18 protein-coding genes are annotated in these 19,818 nt (G+C 71.9%); 12 read left to right on the top strand and 6 right to left on the bottom strand.

Features of this window, described 5'->3' with window-relative positions; all coding sequences use genetic code 11:
* Nucleotides 1-88: 88 nt before the first annotated feature.
* The 6 genes from ACIQ8J_RS07595 to ACIQ8J_RS07570 all read left to right on the top strand — a co-directional run bounded on the left by ACIQ8J_RS07595 (nucleotide 89) and on the right by ACIQ8J_RS07570 (nucleotide 7,600).
* The gene (locus ACIQ8J_RS07595; RefSeq protein ID WP_403267928.1) at nucleotides 89-484 is read left to right on the top strand and encodes a molybdopterin-binding protein; all 396 of its coding nucleotides are present in this window, start codon (nucleotides 89-91) and stop codon (nucleotides 482-484) included.
* A 199-nt stretch (nucleotides 485-683) separates the two neighbouring features.
* A complete protein-coding gene (modA, locus tag ACIQ8J_RS07590) occupies nucleotides 684-1,496 on the top strand; it encodes a molybdate ABC transporter substrate-binding protein (RefSeq protein WP_403268827.1) in 813 nt (270 codons plus the stop codon).
* A 200-nt stretch (nucleotides 1,497-1,696) separates the two neighbouring features.
* Nucleotides 1,697-3,733, top strand: a complete 2,037-nt coding sequence (locus ACIQ8J_RS07585) for an ABC transporter permease (RefSeq protein ID WP_403267926.1) — start codon at nucleotides 1,697-1,699, stop codon at nucleotides 3,731-3,733.
* Nucleotides 3,734-3,800: 67 nt separating this feature from the next.
* Nucleotides 3,801-4,154 (top strand): ArsR/SmtB family transcription factor, encoded by a 354-nt coding sequence (locus ACIQ8J_RS07580; protein WP_403267923.1) that lies wholly within the window; start codon nucleotides 3,801-3,803, stop codon nucleotides 4,152-4,154.
* Complete coding sequence (gene mgtA, locus ACIQ8J_RS07575) at nucleotides 4,138-6,807, top strand: magnesium-translocating P-type ATPase (protein ID WP_403267920.1); 2,670 nt, start codon at nucleotides 4,138-4,140, stop codon at nucleotides 6,805-6,807. Before ACIQ8J_RS07580 ends, mgtA begins: the two co-directional genes overlap by 17 nt.
* On the top strand, nucleotides 6,776-7,600 hold the full coding sequence (locus ACIQ8J_RS07570; protein ID WP_403267918.1) for a DUF6597 domain-containing transcriptional factor: 825 nt from the start codon (nucleotides 6,776-6,778) through the stop codon (nucleotides 7,598-7,600). Before mgtA ends, ACIQ8J_RS07570 begins: the two co-directional genes overlap by 32 nt.
* Nucleotides 7,601-7,736: 136 nt before the next feature.
* Here ACIQ8J_RS07570 and ACIQ8J_RS07565 read toward each other — a convergent pair whose 3' ends face one another.
* Complete coding sequence (locus ACIQ8J_RS07565; RefSeq protein ID WP_403267915.1) at nucleotides 7,737-8,168, bottom strand: GNAT family N-acetyltransferase; 432 nt, start codon at nucleotides 8,166-8,168, stop codon at nucleotides 7,737-7,739.
* Between the two features lie 345 nt (nucleotides 8,169-8,513).
* Between ACIQ8J_RS07565 and ACIQ8J_RS07560 the strand changes: the two genes are divergently transcribed.
* Both ACIQ8J_RS07560 and ACIQ8J_RS07555 read left to right on the top strand, forming a co-directional pair.
* Nucleotides 8,514-9,353, top strand: a complete 840-nt coding sequence (locus ACIQ8J_RS07560) for an NAD(P)H-binding protein (protein ID WP_403267913.1) — start codon at nucleotides 8,514-8,516, stop codon at nucleotides 9,351-9,353.
* A 133-nt stretch (nucleotides 9,354-9,486) separates the two neighbouring features.
* Entirely contained in the window at nucleotides 9,487-10,242 is a 756-nt protein-coding gene (locus ACIQ8J_RS07555) for a Mut7-C RNAse domain-containing protein (protein ID WP_403267911.1), read from the top strand.
* A gap of 116 nt (nucleotides 10,243-10,358) precedes the next feature.
* Here the strand turns inward: ACIQ8J_RS07555 and ACIQ8J_RS07550 are convergent, their stop codons facing one another.
* Nucleotides 10,359-10,805 carry a MarR family winged helix-turn-helix transcriptional regulator gene (locus tag ACIQ8J_RS07550; RefSeq protein WP_403268824.1) on the bottom strand — a complete coding sequence of 149 codons (447 nt, stop codon included), beginning with the start codon at nucleotides 10,803-10,805 and terminating at the stop codon, nucleotides 10,359-10,361.
* Between the two features lie 136 nt (nucleotides 10,806-10,941).
* Nucleotides 10,942-11,523 carry a TetR family transcriptional regulator gene (locus tag ACIQ8J_RS07545; RefSeq protein WP_403267909.1) on the bottom strand — a complete coding sequence of 194 codons (582 nt, stop codon included), beginning with the start codon at nucleotides 11,521-11,523 and terminating at the stop codon, nucleotides 10,942-10,944.
* 101 nt (nucleotides 11,524-11,624) lie between these two features.
* On the opposite strand from ACIQ8J_RS07545, the gene ACIQ8J_RS07540 reads away from it, so the two are divergent.
* Entirely contained in the window at nucleotides 11,625-13,121 is a 1,497-nt protein-coding gene (locus ACIQ8J_RS07540) for an FAD-dependent monooxygenase (protein ID WP_403267906.1), read from the top strand.
* A 67-nt stretch (nucleotides 13,122-13,188) separates the two neighbouring features.
* Here the strand turns inward: ACIQ8J_RS07540 and ACIQ8J_RS07535 are convergent, their stop codons facing one another.
* The gene (locus ACIQ8J_RS07535) at nucleotides 13,189-13,674 is read right to left on the bottom strand and encodes a hypothetical protein (protein WP_403267903.1); all 486 of its coding nucleotides are present in this window, start codon (nucleotides 13,672-13,674) and stop codon (nucleotides 13,189-13,191) included.
* 403 nt (nucleotides 13,675-14,077) lie between these two features.
* Between ACIQ8J_RS07535 and ACIQ8J_RS07530 the strand changes: the two genes are divergently transcribed.
* On the top strand, nucleotides 14,078-14,413 hold the full coding sequence (locus ACIQ8J_RS07530) for a YnfA family protein (protein WP_403267900.1): 336 nt from the start codon (nucleotides 14,078-14,080) through the stop codon (nucleotides 14,411-14,413).
* Between the two features lie 188 nt (nucleotides 14,414-14,601).
* Nucleotides 14,602-15,366, top strand: coding sequence for an SDR family NAD(P)-dependent oxidoreductase (locus ACIQ8J_RS07525; protein ID WP_403267897.1), 765 nt, complete (start codon nucleotides 14,602-14,604; stop codon nucleotides 15,364-15,366).
* Nucleotides 15,367-15,504: 138 nt separating this feature from the next.
* Here the strand turns inward: ACIQ8J_RS07525 and ACIQ8J_RS07520 are convergent, their stop codons facing one another.
* Nucleotides 15,505-16,335 carry a helix-turn-helix domain-containing protein gene (locus ACIQ8J_RS07520; RefSeq protein WP_403267894.1) on the bottom strand — a complete coding sequence of 277 codons (831 nt, stop codon included), beginning with the start codon at nucleotides 16,333-16,335 and terminating at the stop codon, nucleotides 15,505-15,507.
* Between the two features lie 569 nt (nucleotides 16,336-16,904).
* Between ACIQ8J_RS07520 and ACIQ8J_RS07515 the strand changes: the two genes are divergently transcribed.
* The gene (locus ACIQ8J_RS07515) at nucleotides 16,905-17,945 is read left to right on the top strand and encodes a hypothetical protein (protein WP_403267891.1); all 1,041 of its coding nucleotides are present in this window, start codon (nucleotides 16,905-16,907) and stop codon (nucleotides 17,943-17,945) included.
* A gap of 678 nt (nucleotides 17,946-18,623) precedes the next feature.
* Here ACIQ8J_RS07515 and ACIQ8J_RS07510 read toward each other — a convergent pair.
* On the bottom strand, nucleotides 18,624-19,817 hold the full coding sequence (locus ACIQ8J_RS07510; RefSeq protein WP_403267888.1) for an RtcB family protein: 1,194 nt from the start codon (nucleotides 19,815-19,817) through the stop codon (nucleotides 18,624-18,626).
* Between the last annotated feature and the right edge of the window lies 1 nt (nucleotide 19,818).

Raw genomic sequence — 19,818 nt, 5'->3', positions numbered from 1 at the left:
GACCTTCGTCCACTCGGCTTCGCACGTGCGACGTACCTTCCGACGGACTCTTTGTATATGCGAGGCCGGGCCGCCTATCTTGTCGCACATGCAGTCCTACACCATCGGCCAGGCAGCGCGTCTGCTCGGCGTCAGTCCAGACACCGTGCGCCGCTGGGCCGACGGCGGCCGCGTCACGACCCATCGCGACGAGGCCGGCCGCCGACTCATCGACGGGCGCGATCTGGCCGCCTTCTCCATCGAGGTCGGCCAGTCCGCCAATGGTGAGGAGGAGGAGCCCTACACCTCCGCCCGCAACGCCTTCCCCGGCATCGTCACCGCCGTCAAGCTCGGCGATGTCGCGGCCCAGGTCGAGATCCAGGCCGGTCCGCACCGGCTGGTCTCCCTCCTGACCCGGGAGGCCGTCGAGGAGCTGGGTCTGGAGGTGGGCATGCAGGCCACCGCGCGGGTGAAGTCCACCAGCGTGCACATCGACCGCACCTAGAGGTACCCGGCGGGGTGCCGTGCCGGGCGACACACCCCGTGCCATGCCCCGCCCGACACCCCCAGGCCGAACCAAGGCCACCTACGTACGTCCCCGCGGCGTCGCCCTTCCCCCAGCTCTCCCATGACTTTCGAGCGGGGAACCCCTCACCTCCGGCGCGGCTCGACAAGCATCCGAAGGAGTTCCACCCATGTCTGTCATGGCTCTCAGCACCAAGCGTCGCCGTGCCGCCGCGGCCGTCGTCTCCGCCGCCCTGCTCATTCCGCTGGCCGCGGCCTGCAGCAGCGACAAGTCCGGTGGCGGCGCGAAGACCGCCTCCCCGTCGGGCAGCTCCGGCTCGGCACCCAAGGCGCAGCTCACCGTCCTCGCCGCGGCCTCGCTCACCGACGTCTTCAAGACCGCGGGCGCGGCCTACGAGAAGGAACACCCGGGCACCAAGGTGAAGTTCTCCTTCGCCGGCTCGCAGGAGCTCGCCGCCCAGGTGAAGCAGGGCGCCCCCGCCGACGCGCTGGTCACCGCCGACACCAAGACCATGGACGGCCTGAAGGCGGACACCGGCAGCCCGTCGGTCATCGCCAGGAACCGTCTGGTCATCGCGACCGGCAAGGGCAATCCGAAGAAGGTCGCAGGCCTCAAGAACCTGGCCGACACCAACCTGAAGGTCGTCCTCGCCGCCCCCGAGGTGCCGGTGGGCCGCTACAGCAAGCAGGTCCTCGACGCCCAGAAGATCACGGTCAAGCCGGTCTCCCAGGAGCCGAACGTCCGCGCCGTACTCAGCAAGGTCGAGCTGGGCGAGGCCGACGCGGGCATCGTCTACAAGACCGACGCCGCCTCCGCGAAGGGCAAGGTCGACGAGGTCGACATCCCGGACGCGCAGAACGCCGTCGCCAAGTACCCGGCCGCCACCCTCAAGGCCTCGAAGAACGCCGATGCCGCCGCCGCGTTCGTGACATGGCTGTCCTCCCCCGAGGCGCAGAAGATCCTCCAGAAGGCCGGCTTCCAGCAGCCGTAAGCCACAACTCCCTTATGGGGTCTGCCTGTTCACGGGGGGACGGGCAGACCCCATGACGATCAGGGCGCCGTGACCGGCGGCATGACCCGCGGCCGTCGTCGCCCCATGACCGTCAGGGCGTCGCGGCCGTCAGGACGGCGTGACCGCCAGGGCGCCATAGCCATAAGGACGCCGTAGCCATCAGGACACCGGGGCCAGCCATGACTCGCAGCAGCAGCCGCCCGCGCACACCCGTCGCACTGGCGGTGCCCGCGCTGCTCGCCATCGCGTTCCTGCTGATGCCACTGCTCGGTATCCTCACCCGGACCTCGTGGGGCGAACTGGGCACCCACCTGACCAGCCCCGACGTCACCGAAGCCCTGCGGCTCTCGCTGGTCGTCTCCTTCTGGGCACTCGGACTCTCCCTTCTCCTCGGTGTGCCCCTGGCCTGGCTGCTCTCCCGGGTCGACTTCCCCGGCAAGGCCCTGGTGCGCTCGCTCGTCCTGCTGCCGATGGTGCTGCCGCCGACGGTGGGCGGTGTCGCGCTGCTGCTCGGCTTCGGACGGCGCGGGCTGCTCGGCCCCTGGCTGGAGGGCACCTTCGGTATCACCCTCCCCTTCCACACGTCCGGCGCGGTGGTCGCCGCCACCTTCGTCGCCATGCCGTTCCTGGTGATCAGCCTGGAGGGCGCGCTCGGCGGACTGCGGCCGCGTTACGAGGAGACCGCCGCCTCGCTCGGCGCCTCCCCGCTGCGGGTCTTCCTCACCGTGACCGTGCCGATGGTCGCGCCGGGCCTCGCCGCCGGCGCCGCTCTCACCTGGGCCCGAGCGCTCGGCGAGTTCGGCGCGACGATCACCTTCGCCGGCAACCTCCCCGGCACCACGCAGACCCTGCCCCTCCAGGTCTACCTCCTCCTCCAGGACTCCCCCCAGGCCGCGACCTCCGTCTCCCTGCTCCTGCTGGCCATCGCCATGGCGGTACTCGTGACCCTGCGCGGCCGCTGGCTCGGCCCCGCCTCACTACGGAGCGGCTCACCCGCCGCTCCCGCCGTCCCGGACACCCCGACGGATTCCGGCCCGGGGCAGCCGGATTCCGCATCCGTACGGGCGGGAGCAGCCGGATCCGTACGCCTGGGGGCGGCCGGATCCGCGCGAGCCGGATCGGACGACCCCGGAGCGGCGGGCGGGGCCGGGGCAGACCCCAACTCGACTGAGCCGACGCCCAGTTGGGGACTGCACGCCGATGTCTCCGGCTTCAATGAGCTGACCCTCGATGCCGAACCCGGCACCACTGTCGCGGTCGTCGGCGAGAACGGTGCCGGCAAGACCACCCTGCTGCGTGCCCTGCTCGGACTCACCCCGCGCGCCCACGCCGAACTGCGCCTGGGCGACCTCGATGTCACCGGGCTGCCGCCGCACAAGCGCGGGGTCGCCTGGGTCCCCCAGGACGGCGCGCTGTTCCCGCATCTGAGCGCGCTCGCCAACACGGCGTACGGGCTGCGCGCCCAGGGCGTCTCCCGCACCGAGGCCCGCGCCGCCGCCCAGCGCTGGCTGGACCGGCTCGGTGTCGGCCACCTTGCCCAGCGCAGGCCCGCACAGCTCTCCGGCGGCCAGGCGCAGCGCGTCGCCCTGGCGAGAGCGCTTGCCGCCCGCCCGCGGCTGCTGCTCCTGGACGAGCCGCTGGCGGCGCTCGACCAGACGACGCGCGCCAACGTCCGCCACACACTGCGCACCCACCTCGACGGGTTCGGCGGGGTCTGCCTGATCGTGACCCACGACCCCGTCGAGGCGGTCTCGCTTGCCGATCGCGTCCTCGTACTGGATGCCGGGCGCACCCTTCAGGACGCACCGCCCGCCGAGGTCACCCGCCACCCGCGCTCCCCGTGGGTGGCCCGGATGCTGGGGCGCAACGCCTGGGCCGGGGAGGCGAGCGGCGACGGGCTCGCACTGGCCGGCGGCGGGCGGATCGTGGCGGCCGAGCAACTGCCCCAGGGCAGCCGGGCGTTGGCGATCATCGCGCCGGAGTCGGTGTCCGTGCACCGCAAGCGCCCCGATGGCAGCCCCCGTAATGTCTGGCCCGGCACTGTGCGGGAGATCACGGCGAGCGGGAGCAGGCTGCGGGTGCTCATCGGGTCCGCCGAGTCGCCCGACCTGATCGCGGAAATCACCCCGGAGGCCGCCGCGGAGCTGGGCCTGGTGGAGGGCGCGGCCGTGTGGTCGAGCGTGAAGGCGACCGAGGTGACCCTCGTGTCGCTGTGAGAGGTCGCCCCTAGACTGGCTCCCCGGGGCGACAGGAACAGCCACCACACCGAGGAGACGGGAGGCGATGGTGACGAGGACGAACACCGACCCGTCGGCCGAGGTGCTCGGCGAGGCAGCGGGGGTCTTCGGACTCCTTGCCTCGCCCGCGCGGCTGCACATCGTGTGGGCGCTGAGCCATGGCGAGTCCGATGTGTCGGGGCTGGCCGAGAGGGTCGGCGGTGCGTTGCCGGCCGTCAGTCAGCATCTGGCGAAGCTGAAACTCGCGGGGCTCGTCCGGTCCCGGCGGGAGGGTCGCCGGGTCGTCTATCTCGTCGACGATCCCGATGTGGCTCAGATGGTGTGCTGGCTGGTCGCCCGGCTGGGCGAGGGCGTGAAGTTGCCGGGACCGTCGGGACTCGTCCGTGACCTGGGCGCCTGAGCGGATCTCTTCTCTGCAGTTGTCAAGGAGCACTCCTTTGCAGCTGCTGCGTTCGCTGGGCTCGGGGCCACGGGGACTGGTGGAGTCCGAAGCCGAGGAACGACTCGTGCGGTATGGGGAGAACGTCCTGCCCACGCGCCGAGTTCCGTCCCTGCCGATTCTTTTTCTCCGCAGTCTCCGCGACCCGTTCACAGCGGTCCTCGCCTGCCTGGCGCTGGTCTCCGCGGCGGTCGCCGCCTGGGCCACGGCCGCGGTCATCACGGTCCTGGTGGTGGTGAGTTGTGCGCTGCGGGCGGCCGGTGAGCACCGCGCGGACCGTTCGGCGGCGGGGCTGCGGGAGCTGGTGGCGAGCACCGCGACCGTGCTGCGCAGGGCGGACGAGGCCGCGGTGCCGGCGTCGCGCGAGATCCCCGTGGACCAGGTGGTGCCGGGCGATGTGGTGCGGCTGGCTCCCGGCGATCTCGTACCGGCGGACCTGCGGCTGCTGCGGGCCACCGGGCTGACGATGCATCAGGCCGCGCTGACCGGGGAGTCCGCGCCGGTGCCCAAGTACCCGGTGGACGAGCCCGCGCCGGGCGCGGCGGATGCCCCGCTGTCCGTCGCATCGCGCGAGCGGACGCTCGGCGCCCAGGATTTCGACCGGCCCGAGGTGTGCTTCCAGGGCAGCAGTGTGGCCTCCGGCAGTGGCACCGGTGTGGTGATCGCGACCGGTGCGGACACACGGTTCGCGACGGGCGACAAGCTGCCGGGGAACGATCGCCGCACGACCGCTTTCGATCGTTCGGTGTACGGCATCTCCTGGATCCTGATCCGTTTCATGCTGCTCACTCCGCCTCTGGTCCTGATGGCCAACGCGGCGCTCCGCGACCGAGGCCTGGAGACGCTGCCGTTCGCGGTGGCGGTGGCGGTCGGGCTCACGCCCGAGATGCTTCCCGTGATCGTGACGACCACGCTGGCACGCGGCGCGTCGGCGCTGGCCCGCACCCACCAGGTGATCGTCAAACGGCTGCCCGCGCTGCACGACCTGGGCGCCGTCGACGTCGTCTGCCTGGACAAGACGGGCACCCTGACCCAGGACCGGCCGGTCCTGGACTGCACGCTCGACACCTCCGGCGCGCCCGACGACTCCGTACTGCACTGGGCCGCCGTCAACAGCCTGTGGACCTTGCAGCTCGCCGAGCTGCCCGCCGCCGACGCCCTCGACGCCGCCCTCCTGGACGCCGCGGAGGAACGCTTTCCCGAGGGCCTCGACGCGCTGGAGTACGACGCCGTCGCCGCCCTTCCCTTCGATCCCGTACGCCGTCTCTCCACCGCCGTCGTCAGGACCCCGCACCGGCTCGGCCGCCACACCCTGGTGGTCAAGGGCGGCGTGGAGGACGTACTGGAACGGTGCGTCCTCACGGCCGACGAGCGGGAGCGGGCGGTCGCGCTCGCGGACCGCCTCGCCGCTGACGGCCTGCGCGTCCTCGCGGTGGCGCTCGCCGAACGGCCCGCCGCCACGCGCCCGTACACCACCGCCGACGAGCGCGGGCTGAGCCTCCAGGGCCTGGTCGGGCTGCGCGACGCGACAGCGGAGACGGCGGCCGACGCGCTCGCCGCGCTCATCCGCAGCGGGGTCGCCGTGAAGGTGCTGACCGGCGACCACCCCGGTACGGCCGCCCGCGCCTGCCGCGAACTCGGCCTGCCGCCGGGCGAGGTCGTCACCGCCGCCTCCTTCGACGCCCTCACCGACGCCGAACTCGGTGAACTCGCCGACAGCAGGACTGTCTTCGCCCGCTGCTCCCCCGAGCACAAGGCCCGGATCGTACGGGTCCTGCGCGAGCGCGGACATGTCACCGGATTCCTCGGCGACGGCGTCAACGACCTGCCCGCGCTGCGCGCCTCCGACGTCGGCATCTGCCCGCCCGACGCGGTCGACGTGGCCCGCGAGACGGCCGACGTCGTCCTCGCGGCGAACGACCTGACCTTGCTCGACGACGCCATCATGGCGGGCCGCAGCTGCGGCGCCACCATCGCGACCTATTTGCGGATCACTCTCTCCTCAAACCTCGGCAACGTCATCGCGATGCTGACCGCCGGCCTGCTGCTGCCGTTCCTGCCGATGCTGCCTTCCCAGGTCCTGGTCCAGAACCTGTGCTTCGACGCCGCTCAGCTGGCCTTCGCGTACGACCGCCCGCAGGCCGGGGCGCTGCGCCGCCCGCTGAAGCTGCGCCCGAGCGAGGTCCTCGCCTCCGTCACCGGGTTCGGCGTCCTGAACGCGGCCGCCGACCTCGCGACCTTCGCCGTGCTCGCCTGGGCGGTGAGCCACACCCGGGCCGAGACCGCCTTCCACGCGGGCTGGTTCACGGAGAACCTGCTGACCCAGGCGCTGGTGATGGTCCTGCTGCGTACCGGACGCGGCGGCGGGGTCCCGGTCACGGCAGGGCTCCTCGCCCTGACCGGTCTGCTGCTCCCGCTCTCGCCCGTGGGGCCGCTGATCGGCATGGGCGCGCTGCCCCTGGCGTACTACCCGCTGCTCGCCCTGGTGCTCGCCCTGTACGCGGCGGCGCTGTACTGGTTCGACCGAATGGGCACGGCTCACCAGCACTCCGTAGGAGACGACGACTCCGTAGGATCGGCCCATGGCAGCGCACAGGCCCGGACCACGACGTGACACCCGGGGCATCGTCGACGCCGCCGACCTCTTCGCGCACGTACGGTTCCGCCGCCACGAACCGGCGCCCGCGCTGCGCCCGTACCTGGAGCACTACTGGCTGATCGACTGGGATCTTCCCCAGCCGTACGCCTCACACGTGGTGCCGCACCCCTGCGTCAACCTGGTCTTCCAGCGGTACGACGACGGGCGCCCCGACTTCCTGGAACTGTCGGGGGTGGGCCTCGCCCTCGCCACGCGGAAGCTGTCGGGCCGTGGCCGGGTGTGCGGAATCCAGTTCCGGCCGGGCGGGTTCCGGCCCTTCGCGCCCGGGTTCCCCGTCTCGCAGTGGACGGACCGGGTGATCCCGGCTGACCCGGTGTTCCCGGCCGCCGACCCCACGGCGGTGCTCTCGCCGGACCGGGACGAGGACCGGGTGGCGGCCCTCGACGGCTTTCTGCTGGGCCTCGGTTCCCGGCCCGATCCACAGGCGGAGCTCGCGATGGAGCTGGTCGACCGCATCCGCCACGACCGGACGGTCCGCCGGGTCGACGCGCTCGCCCGCGAAGCCGGACTGTCCGCCCGGTCCCTGCAACGCCTCTTCGCGGCCTGCGTGGGCGTCGGCCCGAAGTGGGTCGTCCTGCGCTACCGCATCCACGAGGCACTCGAACACGCCGAGTCCGCCGCCACCGTCGACTGGGCCCGGCTGGCCGACGAGCTGGGCTATGCCGATCAGGCCCATCTGGTACGGGACTTCACGGCGACGCTGGGCGCACCGCCCTCGGCCCTGCGCCCAGCGGCCTCCCGCCCCTGATCACAGGCCGTTGTCAGACCCGGCGCCTACAGTTCCGAACATGAGCGACACACTCCGTGACGAGTTGACTCCGAACCCGCGACCTCCGCCTGCCCACCGGCCCGCGACCTCCACCCGGCACCCTCAGCCCAGCTGCTCAGTCCAGCCGCTTGTAGAAGTTGAAGGCCGTCACCGCCATCCGCTCGCGGAAGTAGAAGCGGTGGGCGTCGGTGCGGTGGGTTCCCGAGTCGAGGCCGAGGGACGTGCAGCCGGCCGCCCTCGCGTGGCTCTCCAGGTGCGCGAGGAGGGCGTGCCCCACCCCGGTGGAGCGGGCCGTGGCAGCGGTGACCAGGTCGTCCACGTACAGCTTCCGGACGGCACTGGTGTTGACGACGATCCGCCACCCGGCGGCGCCGACGCACGCCCCGTCGTCGCCGTACGCGGCGGTGAAACGCAGCCCCTGGCCGTGCCCCTCCCCGTAGATCTCGGCGAAGAGGTCCTCGGTGAGGTTCGGGCGGAGTTCACGCAGCACCGGCAGCAGGTCGTCCGTCAGACGCCGGTCGCCCGGCTCAAGGTCGGTGATCTTCATGCGGGAAGGGTAGAGGCCCCTCGAAGGCCCTCGACCCCCGCCCGGCCCGTTGCGCGCGCCGGGCGGCGAAACCGCTTGACGGACAGGCGTCCTTCACCGATATTTAACTGCGTAACGCAGATTCTGTCCGATGCAGAATGATGCCCAGGGCGCCGAGCCACCGGAAGCCGCCCGCTTGCCCACGCCCACCAGCCTCACGCGTCGCAGCCGCGTCCGCCGACCGGACCCGCCGCTTCAGCACCCCACCGGCCGACGACCGACCGAGACGCCCGCTCGACCTCTGCGCGTCAACACCGCTGACCGCTGTATGGCGTCAACTTCCTTTTCCCGAAGGGTATTTCCACCATGACGGTTCTGATCACCGGCAGCCGAGGCAAGGTCGCCGCAACCCTCATCCCGCTGCTGCGCGAGCGCGGCCTCAGCGTTCGCGCGGCCTCAGCGAGCCCCGACAAGCTGACCCTCCCGGACGGCGTGGACCGCGTCGTCTGCGACCTCGACGACCCGGCGACCTTCCCGGCCGCGCTGGCCGGCGTCGAGTCGGTCTTCCTCTACGCCAACCCGAAGCACATCGAGGCGTTCCTCGCCGAGGCGAAGGCCGCCGGAGTCCAGCACATCGCGCTGCTCTCCTCCAGCTCCGTCCTCCAGCCCGACGCCGACACCAACGCCATCGCGGCGATGCACAGCGGCGTCGAGCGTGCCCTCGAAACGTCCGGCATCGAGTCGACCTTCCTGCGGCCGGGCGCCTTCGCGGGTAACGCGCTGGGCTGGTCCTGGGCGATCAAGTCGACCAGCACCGTGGACCTCCCCTACCCCGAGGCCCAGTCCAGCCCCATCCACGAGGCGGACATCGCGGAAGCCGCGCTCGCCGTTCTCACCACTCCCGAACTGCGCGGCCGGGCCTACCACCTCACCGGTCCCGCCTCCCTCAGCGCCGCCGAGCAGGTCGCGGCACTCGCCGAGGCGGCCGGTCGGCCGATCACCGTGAACACCGTGAGCGGCGAGGCCTGGAAGGAGTCGATGGCCGAGTACATACCTCCGAGCGTGGCCGACTCGCTGCTCAGCTACTTCGCCGCCAGCGAGGGGCGCCCCGACTCCGTCACGACGACCGTCGAAGAGCTGACCGGCCACCCGGCCCGCACCTTCGCGGCCTGGGCCGGCGAGAACACGGACGCCTTCCGTCCCTGATCCACCGGCGCCCCTCCCGGCGAATCCCGGTGCTCGCGCCGGAGGCTCCGTGCCCCCGGTGCTCCGGCGCGAGCGCCGGGGCGCGCCGCGAAATCCCTGGTCCCCACACCCGTGCCAATGCGATCCTGACGGCGTGAACGGACCGGAGATCCACCTCGACTTCGCCCCTGAGCTGCGACTTTTCGTCCCGACGAAGCGCCGCGAGGGACGCAGCGCCGTCGTGACCGACGGCGCGTCCACCCTCGGCCACGTCGTGGAATCGCTGGGTGTCCCGCTCACCGAGGTCGGCCGGCTGCTCGCCGACGGCCGCGAGGTCGCGGTCTCCCACATTCCGGCCGCCGGAGAGGTCGTCGAGGTACGCGCCGTCGAGCGCCCGCAGCAGGTACCGGGGGCCCCGCTCCGCTTCCTGCTCGATGTCCATCTCGGCACGCTGGCCCGGCGGTTGAGGCTGCTCGGCGTCGACGCGGCGTACGAGAGCGAGGACATCGGCGACCCGGCGCTCGCCGCGCTCTCCGCACGGGAGCAGCGCGTCATGCTGTCCCGGGACCGGGGGCTGCTGCACCGCAGGGAGCTGTGGGCAGGGGCGTACGTCTACAGCCACCGCCCCGAGGAGCAACTCCGGGACGTACTGGGCCGGTTCGCGCCCGCCCTCGCGCCCTGGACCCGCTGCACCGCCTGCAACGCACCGCTGCGGAACGCGGACAAGGACTCGGTGGGCGACCGCCTGGAACACGGCACCCGCACCACCTATGAGGTCTTCGCCGAGTGCACCGTTTGCGACCGCGTGTACTGGCGCGGCGCCCACCACGCCGGGCTGGAGGCGATCGTCGACGACGCGGTACGGGAGTTCGGCGCGGCGGGAGCATGCCCGGCGGACCGGGCCGGATAGGAGCCTGCGCGTCTGGGCCCCGTCCGGATCACCTGCGTCTGGGACACGTCCGGATCACGCCGCAGACCGGGCGGAGTTTTGACACCGGCTCCAAGCCCCGGGCCGACGCGCTTCCGTCAGAACACACCGCTCCTGAGGCGTTCGATCTGGCTCGCGCTGAGTTCCATGGTCCGGCGCATATGGGTCGCGATGAGCGCGATCTCGTCGTCCTCGTACACGTCGAACATCTCCCACCAGGCGCCGTTGAGCCGGCCCCAGACCTTGCCGAACTCCGCCATCCGCTCGGGCACGAGCTCCACGAGAACCTTCCTGCGGTCCTCGGTGCACCGGCGCCGCGTCACATATCCGGCGTTCTCCAGGCGGTCCGCGAGCCGGGTCGCGGAACCGGTGGTGAGCCCGGTCAGTTCGGCGATCCGCCCCGTGGTGACGGGCCCCGCTTCCAGACCCAGCAGGTTGAGGCACTGGAGATCCGTCGGGTGCAGGCCCAGACTGTCGGCCAGGGCCTGGTTGAAGAGCACGTACGAGGCCATGTAACGGCGCGACACGACACCCAGGTCCCGCATCAGCCCGGCCCGGTCGGTGTGCCCCCGATCCTGGCCGGTTTTCTTCTGTGCCATGCAGAAAGTGTACGGCGCAGGACTCGCGCGAGGGCAGCGCGCGCCAGGGCCTCCGCCGGGCGGGGGCCTGCGCGGGGCCGGGTCAGGGGGTGTCCGCTGTGAGGTAGCGCTGGATCGTGGGGGCCAGCCAGGCGATCACCTCCTCGCGTGACATGGCGACCGCGGGCGGGAAGCGCAGCACATAGCGGGCCATCGCCATGCCGAGTATCTGCGAGGCGGCCAGGGCGGCCCGGCGCGGGGCGTCGGCCGGATCGGGGCAGACGCCGGCGGCGACCGGCACCAGTTGCTCCGCGAGCACCAGCTGCACCCGCTCGGCGCCCGCCGCGTTGGTGACTCCGACCCGGAGCAGCGCGGTGAGCACGTCGTCGGCCTCCCAGCGGTCGAGGAAGTGCTCGACGAGCACGGCGCCGAGGTGCTTGCCGGGCAGCCACCCCAGCTCCGGCATGCGCAGGTCGATCTCGGAGGCGGCGGCGAACAGGCCCTCCTTGTTCCCGTAGTAGCGCATCACCATCGACGGGTCGATCCCCGCGTCGCGGGCGATGGCCCGGATGGTCGCGCGCTCGTAACCATCGGCCGCGAAGCGCTCGCGGGCGGCTTCGAGGATCGCGGCCTTGGTGGCTCCTGAGCTGCGGCGGGGGCCTCCGGCGGGAACTTCGGTCGTCATGCCAACAACTGTAGGCCAACAACCGTTGACATACCAGTCCCGATGGTTCTACATTTGCCAACAAGCGTTGACCAACAAGCGTTGGCACCGAGGAGGCAGCCATGAACGGCACCACCAGCTCGACCGGTTCCACCCGCTCCACCGACCCCGAAGACACCTTCACTACCGATGTCCTCGTCGTGGGCTCGGGCCCGACCGGACTGCTCCTCGCGGGCGACCTCGCCGCCACGGGGCTGCGTGTCACGGTCGTCGAGCGCCGCGCGCACGGGGTCAGCAACATGACCCGCGCCTTCGCCGTCCACGCGCGCACGTTGGAAATGCTCGACGCCCGCAACCTGGCCGACGAGTTGGTCAAACGAGGCAGGACTATCGACCACCTGCGGCTGTTCGGCCGCCTCTCCCTCGACCTGACCCGGCTGCGCTCGCGTTTCCCGTACGTGCTGATCACCCCGCAGTACGAGGTGGAGCACGTGCTGGAGCAGCGGGCGCTGTCCAGCGGTGCCGAATTCCGTTACGGGGCCGAGCTGTTGAGGCTCCGTCAGGACACCGAGGGGGTGACCGCCGAGCTGCGCGACACCGCCACCGCGCAGCCGGCCACGGTCCGGGCCCGCTATCTCGTCGGGACCGACGGAGTGCACAGCGGCGTCCGCGAGGCGCTCGGCCTGCCGTTCCCCGGGGTGTCCGTGATCCGCTCGATCATGCTGGCCGACGTGCGTCTCACCGAGGAGCCGGAAGGGCTGCTCACTGTCAACGGCTCGCGGGATTCCTTCGCCTTCATCGCCCCCTTCGGTGACGGCTACTACCGGGTCATGGGCTGGAACCGGAAGCGCCAGGTCCCCGACAGTGCGCCCGTCGACCTCGATGAGCTCCGCACGGTCGCCCGCGAGGCGCTCGGCTCCGACTACGGGATGCACGACGCCCGCTGGATCTCCCGCTTCCACAGCGACGAGCGCCAGGCTCCCGCCTATCGCGTCGGCCGCGTCTTCCTCGCCGGGGACGCCGCGCACGTCCACTCCCCCGCCGGCGGCCAGGGCATGAACACCGGCCTCCAGGACGCGGCGAACCTCTCCTGGAAGCTCGCCGCCGTGCTGCGCGGCCGCACCGCCGATACCGAGGACCTCCTCGACAGCTACCAGGCGGAACGCCACCCCGTCGGCGCGACGGTGCTGCGCAGCAGCGGCTCGCTCGTGCGGCTCGCCATGGCCCACAACCCGCTGCAACGGGCGGCCCGTTCCCTGTTCACCCGCTTCCTCAACGTCGTACGGCCCGTCGCCGACCGGGCCATCGGAATGATCAGCGGCCTCGGCGTCTCGTACCACGCGGAGCGCGGATCCCACCCGCTCACCGGAAAGCGCGCCCCCGACCTGGACCTTGCCGAGGGCCGCCTCTACGAGGTGCTGCGGCGGGGCGAGTTCGTCCTGGTGACTCCGCGGGACGGCGGGGCGGCAGCGCCGTCGGGGGCGATATGCGCGCACTGGAAGAGCGAGCGCCGCGGCACGCTCCTGGTCCGCCCCGACGGATACGTGGCCTGGGCGAGCGACCGCCCGGACGCGCCCGGCCTGGATGCGGCTCTCGCCCGCTGGACGGGGTGCGCGTAACGGCGGGCGGTCGCCCGGGGGCGGGGTTCAGGGTCGGCTGACCCCCGCGCCGCCCGCCGCCCAGCCGTCAGAAGGTGTACGGGTCGCCCGTGGCCAGCGCCAGCACATGATGGGTGTTGTTCGCCGGGTTGCGGTCGCTCAGGCCGCCGTTCCAGACGGTGCCGATGTCGACGGTCACCTGGGCCGGTTTGCCGACGAGCGCCAGGTCCAGGGCGAGTTGGGCACCGGTCCCGGCCGCCCGCATCGGACCGGTGCTGCACTGCACCGTCGACCGGCCGGTCCGCAGACAGGCCGGCGGCAGGCTGACGCCGGCCGCGAGAGGCACCGAGAACCGCAGCCGCACGGTGGCGCCGGGGACCGCGACAGGACCGTGGTTCGCGGTCTCCAGCCAGACACCGACCCGCCCGTTCCAGAGGGAGACGTGACCGTGATACGACACATCCGCCTCGGCCCCGGCGCTCCCGGCCACCCCAGGAGCGGGCCCCACACCACGATCGAGGCCGGCCGCCCCGCTGGGCGTACCGGTGGCGATCAGCGTCGCCGCCGCCAGCACGGCGACGGCGACCGTTGCCAGAGTGCGGCGGGCCCCGGCCGGCCGGAGAGCTCCGGCGACCTTGCCCGGCCCGCCGAAGCCGCTGGACCTGCCGACGCCGCCAGACCCACAGGTTCCGCCAGACCTGCCGATTCCGCCGGCCCCACACACTCCGCCAGACCCACAGGCTCCGCCGGACCTGCAGTCTCCACCGGGCCTGCTGAACCCACTAGACCTACTAGACCCACTGGAGCCACCGGAGCCACCGGAGCCACCGGGCCTACCGGATCTGCCGGACCTGCCGGATCCGCCCGATCCACCAGCCCTGCTGAATCTGCTCATCACACGAACCAACATGAGCGAAAGGTACCTTTCATACCTTATTTTCCAGGAGCGCCACCCCGTCACATGTCACCCTGGGCACATGCTTGTCGCCCGCTCAGCTCTTCTGTTCGTCGTGGCCGCCCTGTTCGAGATCGGCGGGGCATGGCTCGTCTGGCAGGGCGTCAGGGAGCACCGGGGCTGGATCTGGATCGGCGCCGGAGTCGTCGCGCTCGGCATCTACGGATTCGTCGCGACGCTCCAGCCGGACGCCGAGTTCGGCCGGATCCTCGCCGCGTACGGCGGTGTCTTCGTGGCGGGTTCGATCGCCTGGGGCATGGTCGCCGACGGGTACCGCCCCGACCGCTGGGACATCACCGGCGCGCTGATCTGCCTGGCCGGCATGGCCGTGATCATGTACGCCCCACGCGGCCGCTGAGAGCCGCTCCCCTCCCGACCCCGACCACCGAACCCCGCCTATCCTGGCCGCATGTCGGCTTCGATCACCTCTTCGACGGCCGAATCTCGAACCGCCACACCCTGAACCACCGCACCCTGAACCACCGCATCTTCAACCGCCCCACCCTCGACCGCAGCGCCGGTCACCACACGCGCGAGGAGCACGACATGACTGCCGCCGGGACCCCGATCGCCGTCGTCACCGGAGCGAGCAGCGGGATCGGTGCCGCCACGGCCCGACAACTCGCCGCCGCCGGCTACCGCGTGGTGCTCACCGCCCGCCGCAAGGACCGCATCGAGGCGCTGGCCGCCGAGATCAACGAGGCGGGCCACCAGGCGACGGCGTACGCACTCGACGTGACGGACCGCGCCGCCGTCGACGAGTTCGCCACCGCCTTCCGCGCGATCGGGGTGCTCGTCAACAACGCGGGCGGCGCGCTGGGCGCCGACCCCATCGCCACCGGCAACCCGGACGACTGGCGGCAGATGTACGAGACGAACGTCATCGGCTCGCTCAACGTCACCCAGGCCCTGCTGCCCGCGCTCGAAGCCTCGGGCGACGGCGCGGTCGTCATCCTCTCCTCCACGGCGGGCCACGCCACCTACGAGGGCGGAGGTGGCTACGTCGCCGCGAAGAACGGTGCCCGCGTGCTCGCCGAGACCCTCCGGCTGGAGATCGTCGGCCGCCCGGTGCGGGTCATCGAGATCGCGCCGGGGATGGTGAAGACGGACGAGTTCGCGACGACCCGCTTCCGCGGCGACACGGAGAAGGCCGCCAAGGTGTACGCGGGCGTGGCCGAGCCGCTCACCGCCGACGACGTCGCCGACACCATCACCTGGGCGGTCACCCGGCCCAGCCACGTCAACATCGACCTGCTGGTGGTCCGCCCCCGCGCCCAGGCCTCCAACACCAAGGTCCACCGCGAGCTGTAGGCCGAGCCGGGCCCCTGCACCAAAGCCCGGGAGCATTCGGCCCGCCCCGACCGTCCCGGCCCAGTTCGATCCGCCCCGGCCAGTCAGCCCCGCCCCGCCCGACCCGACCCCCTCCAGCGCCCCACCCCCGCTCTCCCCCTACCGCACCTGCGTCGCTCGCAGCATCGGTGTCCGGGTGTGGCGCCGCTTCTCGCCCGCGTGGAACACCAGGATGATCAGGCGGGCGCCCGGCGCGGCCATCGGCTGGGCGGCGCACATCGTCACCCAGCCGGGCCCGAGGATCGCGTGGTTGAGGGGCCGTTCGTCGCCGTCGAGATGGAGATAGGCGCTGGCCCGGTTGTAGATGCCGGCGGCGAGGGGGTCCGCGAGGACCTCCTTCTCGATCTGGGCCAGCGTCTGGTCGGCGGGGTCGGCGGCCAGCGCGGCCCGCAGCTGGGGCAGCACCAGCGGCGCCCAGGAATGCTCCCAGTCGGTGAGGGTCTCCCGGGCGCCCGGATCGAGCGCCATCCACCGCATGGTGTTCTGCGGCACCAGCCGGCCGGGGAACATCTCGGTCCAGCGGCTGTTGTGGGCCAGCAGGTTCCACGACCGGTCATTGACGTACGCCATGTGCCCGATGCCATCGACGGCCTCTTGCCACACGCCGGGGATCTCTTCTCCGGACTGCGAGTTCAGGGGGAACGGTGGGTCCTGGCCCAGACAGTACCGCCACAGCGCGATCCACTCCTGCTCGTTCATGCCGAGCAGTCGGGCCACATCCTGGAGCAGGTCCGCGGGCGGGTTGGGGTAGCGGCCGGACTCCAGACGCCCGTAGGTGTCCGGGGCGCGGTGCAGGATCTGGTCGATCTGGGCCTGCGACAGGCCGGGCGCCCGCCGTCCCTGCCGGGTGGGCCTGCTCAGCCCATGGCTCTCGGGCTTGATCAGCGCACGTCGTTCGCGCAGCAGAGAGCGCAGAGCGGGCTTGTCCATCTGTGGTTCTCCCCCGGATACGGGCGGCCGGCAGCTTCGCCGATGGCCGCGCGGTTGGAACGGCCGCTCCCGACTGTCGGTCCCGACTCTGCCATCAGCTCCGGGCCGGGTGATCGGCGTACACCGGGTTGTCGGTGCACATCCAATGTTCGGCGTACGTCCCATTGTCGGAGCGGATCGATTCCTCGATGTGCACCGGGTGGTCGAAGAGCGCCGTTCGACCGGCGTGGACCAGCGGGGGCATGGGCCGCCGACAGCGCAACGGCCCCGGACGAGATCGTCGGGGGCTGGCACCGCGGTCACTGCGGGCGGGGTGAGGGCGGCGGCCATCACGGCCGGGGCGAAGGCCGGGAGGTGGTTGGCGAGGCGTGCCCTTTCGTGGACGGGTCGGGGTACGGTCGGCCCCTCCGGGCACAGCGTTGGCGCCCGCCGCTTCGGGCCGGCCGCCGAGGCACCCGCCAGGAGAGACCCCACAGGTACGCTGGCTGATGAGCCATGCATGGATCAAGCGGTAGCGGGGTGCGCGCGTACGCCGGGCGCACACACGCAGCGGCACAACGGGGGCAGTTATGGGCGAACCGGACAACTGGGCGGCCGCCGCCGGTGGGTTGTCGCCCGAAGCCGTCGATGTCTACGGCCGGGTCACCCGTCATGAGCACATCGACCCGGAGCGGGACGGCCGGGCGCTCGCGGAGCTCGCCGAGTGGGGCCTGGTCACCACCGATCCGCGGCTGCCGCACCTGCCCATCGCGCTCGACCCCCAGGAGGCGGGCCGGCGCCGCCTGGACGACGAGCTGCGGCGGGTGGCGGCCAAGGCCGCGCACATGGCCCGCATCCCGCAGCTCACCGATGAACTGAGTCTGCACTTCGAGCGGGCGAAGTGGCGTTCGGGCCGCGGCTCGGAGTTCCTCGCCGAGCCCGAACTCGTCAACGCCCGCATCGAGCAGGCCGTCGGCCAGGCCCGCGGCGAACTCCTGACCGCGCAGCCCGCCGGCCCGCGCACCCCGGCGCAGCTGGCGGCCGCCGAGGAACGGGACGGCGCGGCGCTCACCCGCGGGGTGGGCATCCGCACCCTCTTCCTGGACACCGGCCGCGACGACGCGGTGACCCGCGCGTACGTGACGGCGATGGCGGGCCGGGGCGCCCAGTTCCGTACCCAGGTCACCCAGTTCCAGCGCTGTGTGGTCATCGACCGCCGGCAGGCGTTCATCTCCGACCACATCGTCAACTCCGCACCCAGCCATGCCTCTTGGCACGTACGGGACCGGGCCGTGGTCGCCTTCATCGCCGAGGTCTTCGAGGAGGGGTGGCGGCGCGCCGACCCCTGGAACGGCGACCCGCGGACCGGCGCGCCCCGCTCGGCCGAGCGTTCCGGTACGCGCACGACGCTGCTCCAGCGAGAGATCCTGCGCGACATGGCGCGGGGCATCGAGCAGCGGCTCACGGCGCAGCGGCTCGGGATCGGGCTGCGCAGCCTGTCCAAGGAGGTGCATACGCTGCGGCAGCTGTTCGGCGCGTCCACGCTCCAGGAACTCACCTATCAGTGGGCCCTGTCCGACGAGCGCCTCATCGACGACCCCCCGCCCCACCGCGACCAGGCCACCGCCTGAACCACCGGGCGCCCCCGCAAGAGAGCCCCGCGCACCCCTGCACGCCCAGGAGACCGTCCCGCGTCCCCGGCGCACCCCACAGGCCCACCGGCCCCGCAAGCCCACCGGCCTCGCACCAGCACCTACCAGCACACCAGCACCCGCCACCCGCGTCTCGACCGGCCCACCCGCCCCTATCGCGCCCGCCGGGCCGGATCTTTTCCCATCCTGCTTTTCAGCGGATAAATCTTCAGCGGAAAACCCCGCCCGCTTCCTGCATGCTGAGTGAGGACGATCAACTGCACACCCCGTAAAGGGTTGAGCTGGATCGCCGTACGTCCGCTGTCACGAGGACGTTGTCCGCGTCACGCCAGAACCGGCAGTGCAGGGCATGGGCAGACGATGCCCTGCCGGGCGTCCCGCGGACACCGAGCGGCTTCTGCCACGGCCGCCCGGACAAAACCGGACCCCTCCCCGGTACGTCCTCGTGATACGGGCAGTGCCCGGCAGCCCCTCGGCTCGCCGACGGCACAGCCGCGCGCCCTTCCGGCGCTTTCCCGGCATGCGGGCCGGGAAGAGGCGGCGGCCGGGGGCGAAAGCCCCCGGCCCGGCCGCGCTCCCCGCCTCCACAGCACCCCGGCCCCGCCGCGCTCCCCTCACCCCCAGAGCGTTCCAGAGCCTGTGTTCGGACACCGGAACTCAGCCCTTGACGCACACCACCTGCTTCAGCTTCGCCACGACCTCCACCAGGTCGCGCTGCTGGTCGATGACCTTCTCGATCGGCTTGTACGCGCCCGGGATCTCGTCCACGACGCCGGAGTCCTTGCGGCACTCCACGCCCCGCGTCTGCTCCGCCAGGTCCCGCGTCGAGAACGTCCGCTTCGCCGCGCTCCGGCTCATCCTGCGGCCCGCGCCGTGCGAGGCCGAGTTGAAGGACGCCGCGTTGCCGAGGCCCTTCACGATGTACGAACCCGTGCCCATCGACCCCGGGATGATCCCGAAGTCGCCGGAGCCCGCCCGGATCGCGCCCTTGCGGGTGACCAGCAGGTCCATGCCGTCGTACCGCTCCTCCGCCACGTAGTTGTGGTGGCAGGAGATGACCGGCTCGAAGGTCGCCCTCGCCTTCTTGAACTCCTTGCGGACCACGTCCTGGAAGAGCGCCATCATGATCGCCCGGTTGTACTTCGCGTACTCCTGCGCCCAGAAGAGGTCGTTGCGGTACGCCGCCATCTGCGGGGTGTCCGCGACGAAGACGGCGAGGTCGCGGTCGACCAGTCCCTGGTTGTGCGGCAGCTTCTGCGCCTCGCCGATGTGGAAGTCGGCGAGCTCCTTGCCGATGTTCCGGGACCCGGAGTGCAGCATCAGCCAGACCGAACCCGACTCGTCCAGACAGAATTCGACGAAGTGGTTGCCGGATCCGAGCGTTCCCATCTGCTTGGCGGCCCGTTCCTCCCGGAACCTGACCGCCTCCGCGATCCCCCCGAACCGCTCCCAGAACCCTTCCCATCCCGCCGTCGGAAACCCGTGCAGCCGGGCCGGGTCCACCGGGTCGGCGTGCATGCCGCGGCCCACCGGGATGGCCTGCTCGATCTTCGAGCGGAGCCGGGACAGATCGCCGGGGAGGTCGTTGGCGGTCAGGGAGGTCTTGACCGCGGACATGCCGCAGCCGATGTCGACACCCACCGCGGCCGGGCACACCGCGCCCTGCATGGCGATGACCGAGCCGACCGTGGCGCCCTTGCCGTAATGGACGTCCGGCATCACGGCGAGGCCCTTGATCCACGGCAGCGTGGCGGTATTGCGCAGCTGCTGCAGGGCCCCCTCGTCCACCGACTGCGGGTCGGTCCACATCCTGATCGGCACCCGTGCCCCGGGCATCTCCACGTACGACATG

This window comes from Streptomyces sp. NPDC094147, from assembly GCF_044764265.1.
Taxonomy (GTDB): Bacteria; Actinomycetota; Actinomycetes; order Streptomycetales; family Streptomycetaceae; genus Streptomyces.
This window is presented reverse-complemented; position numbering and strand designations above follow the sequence as displayed.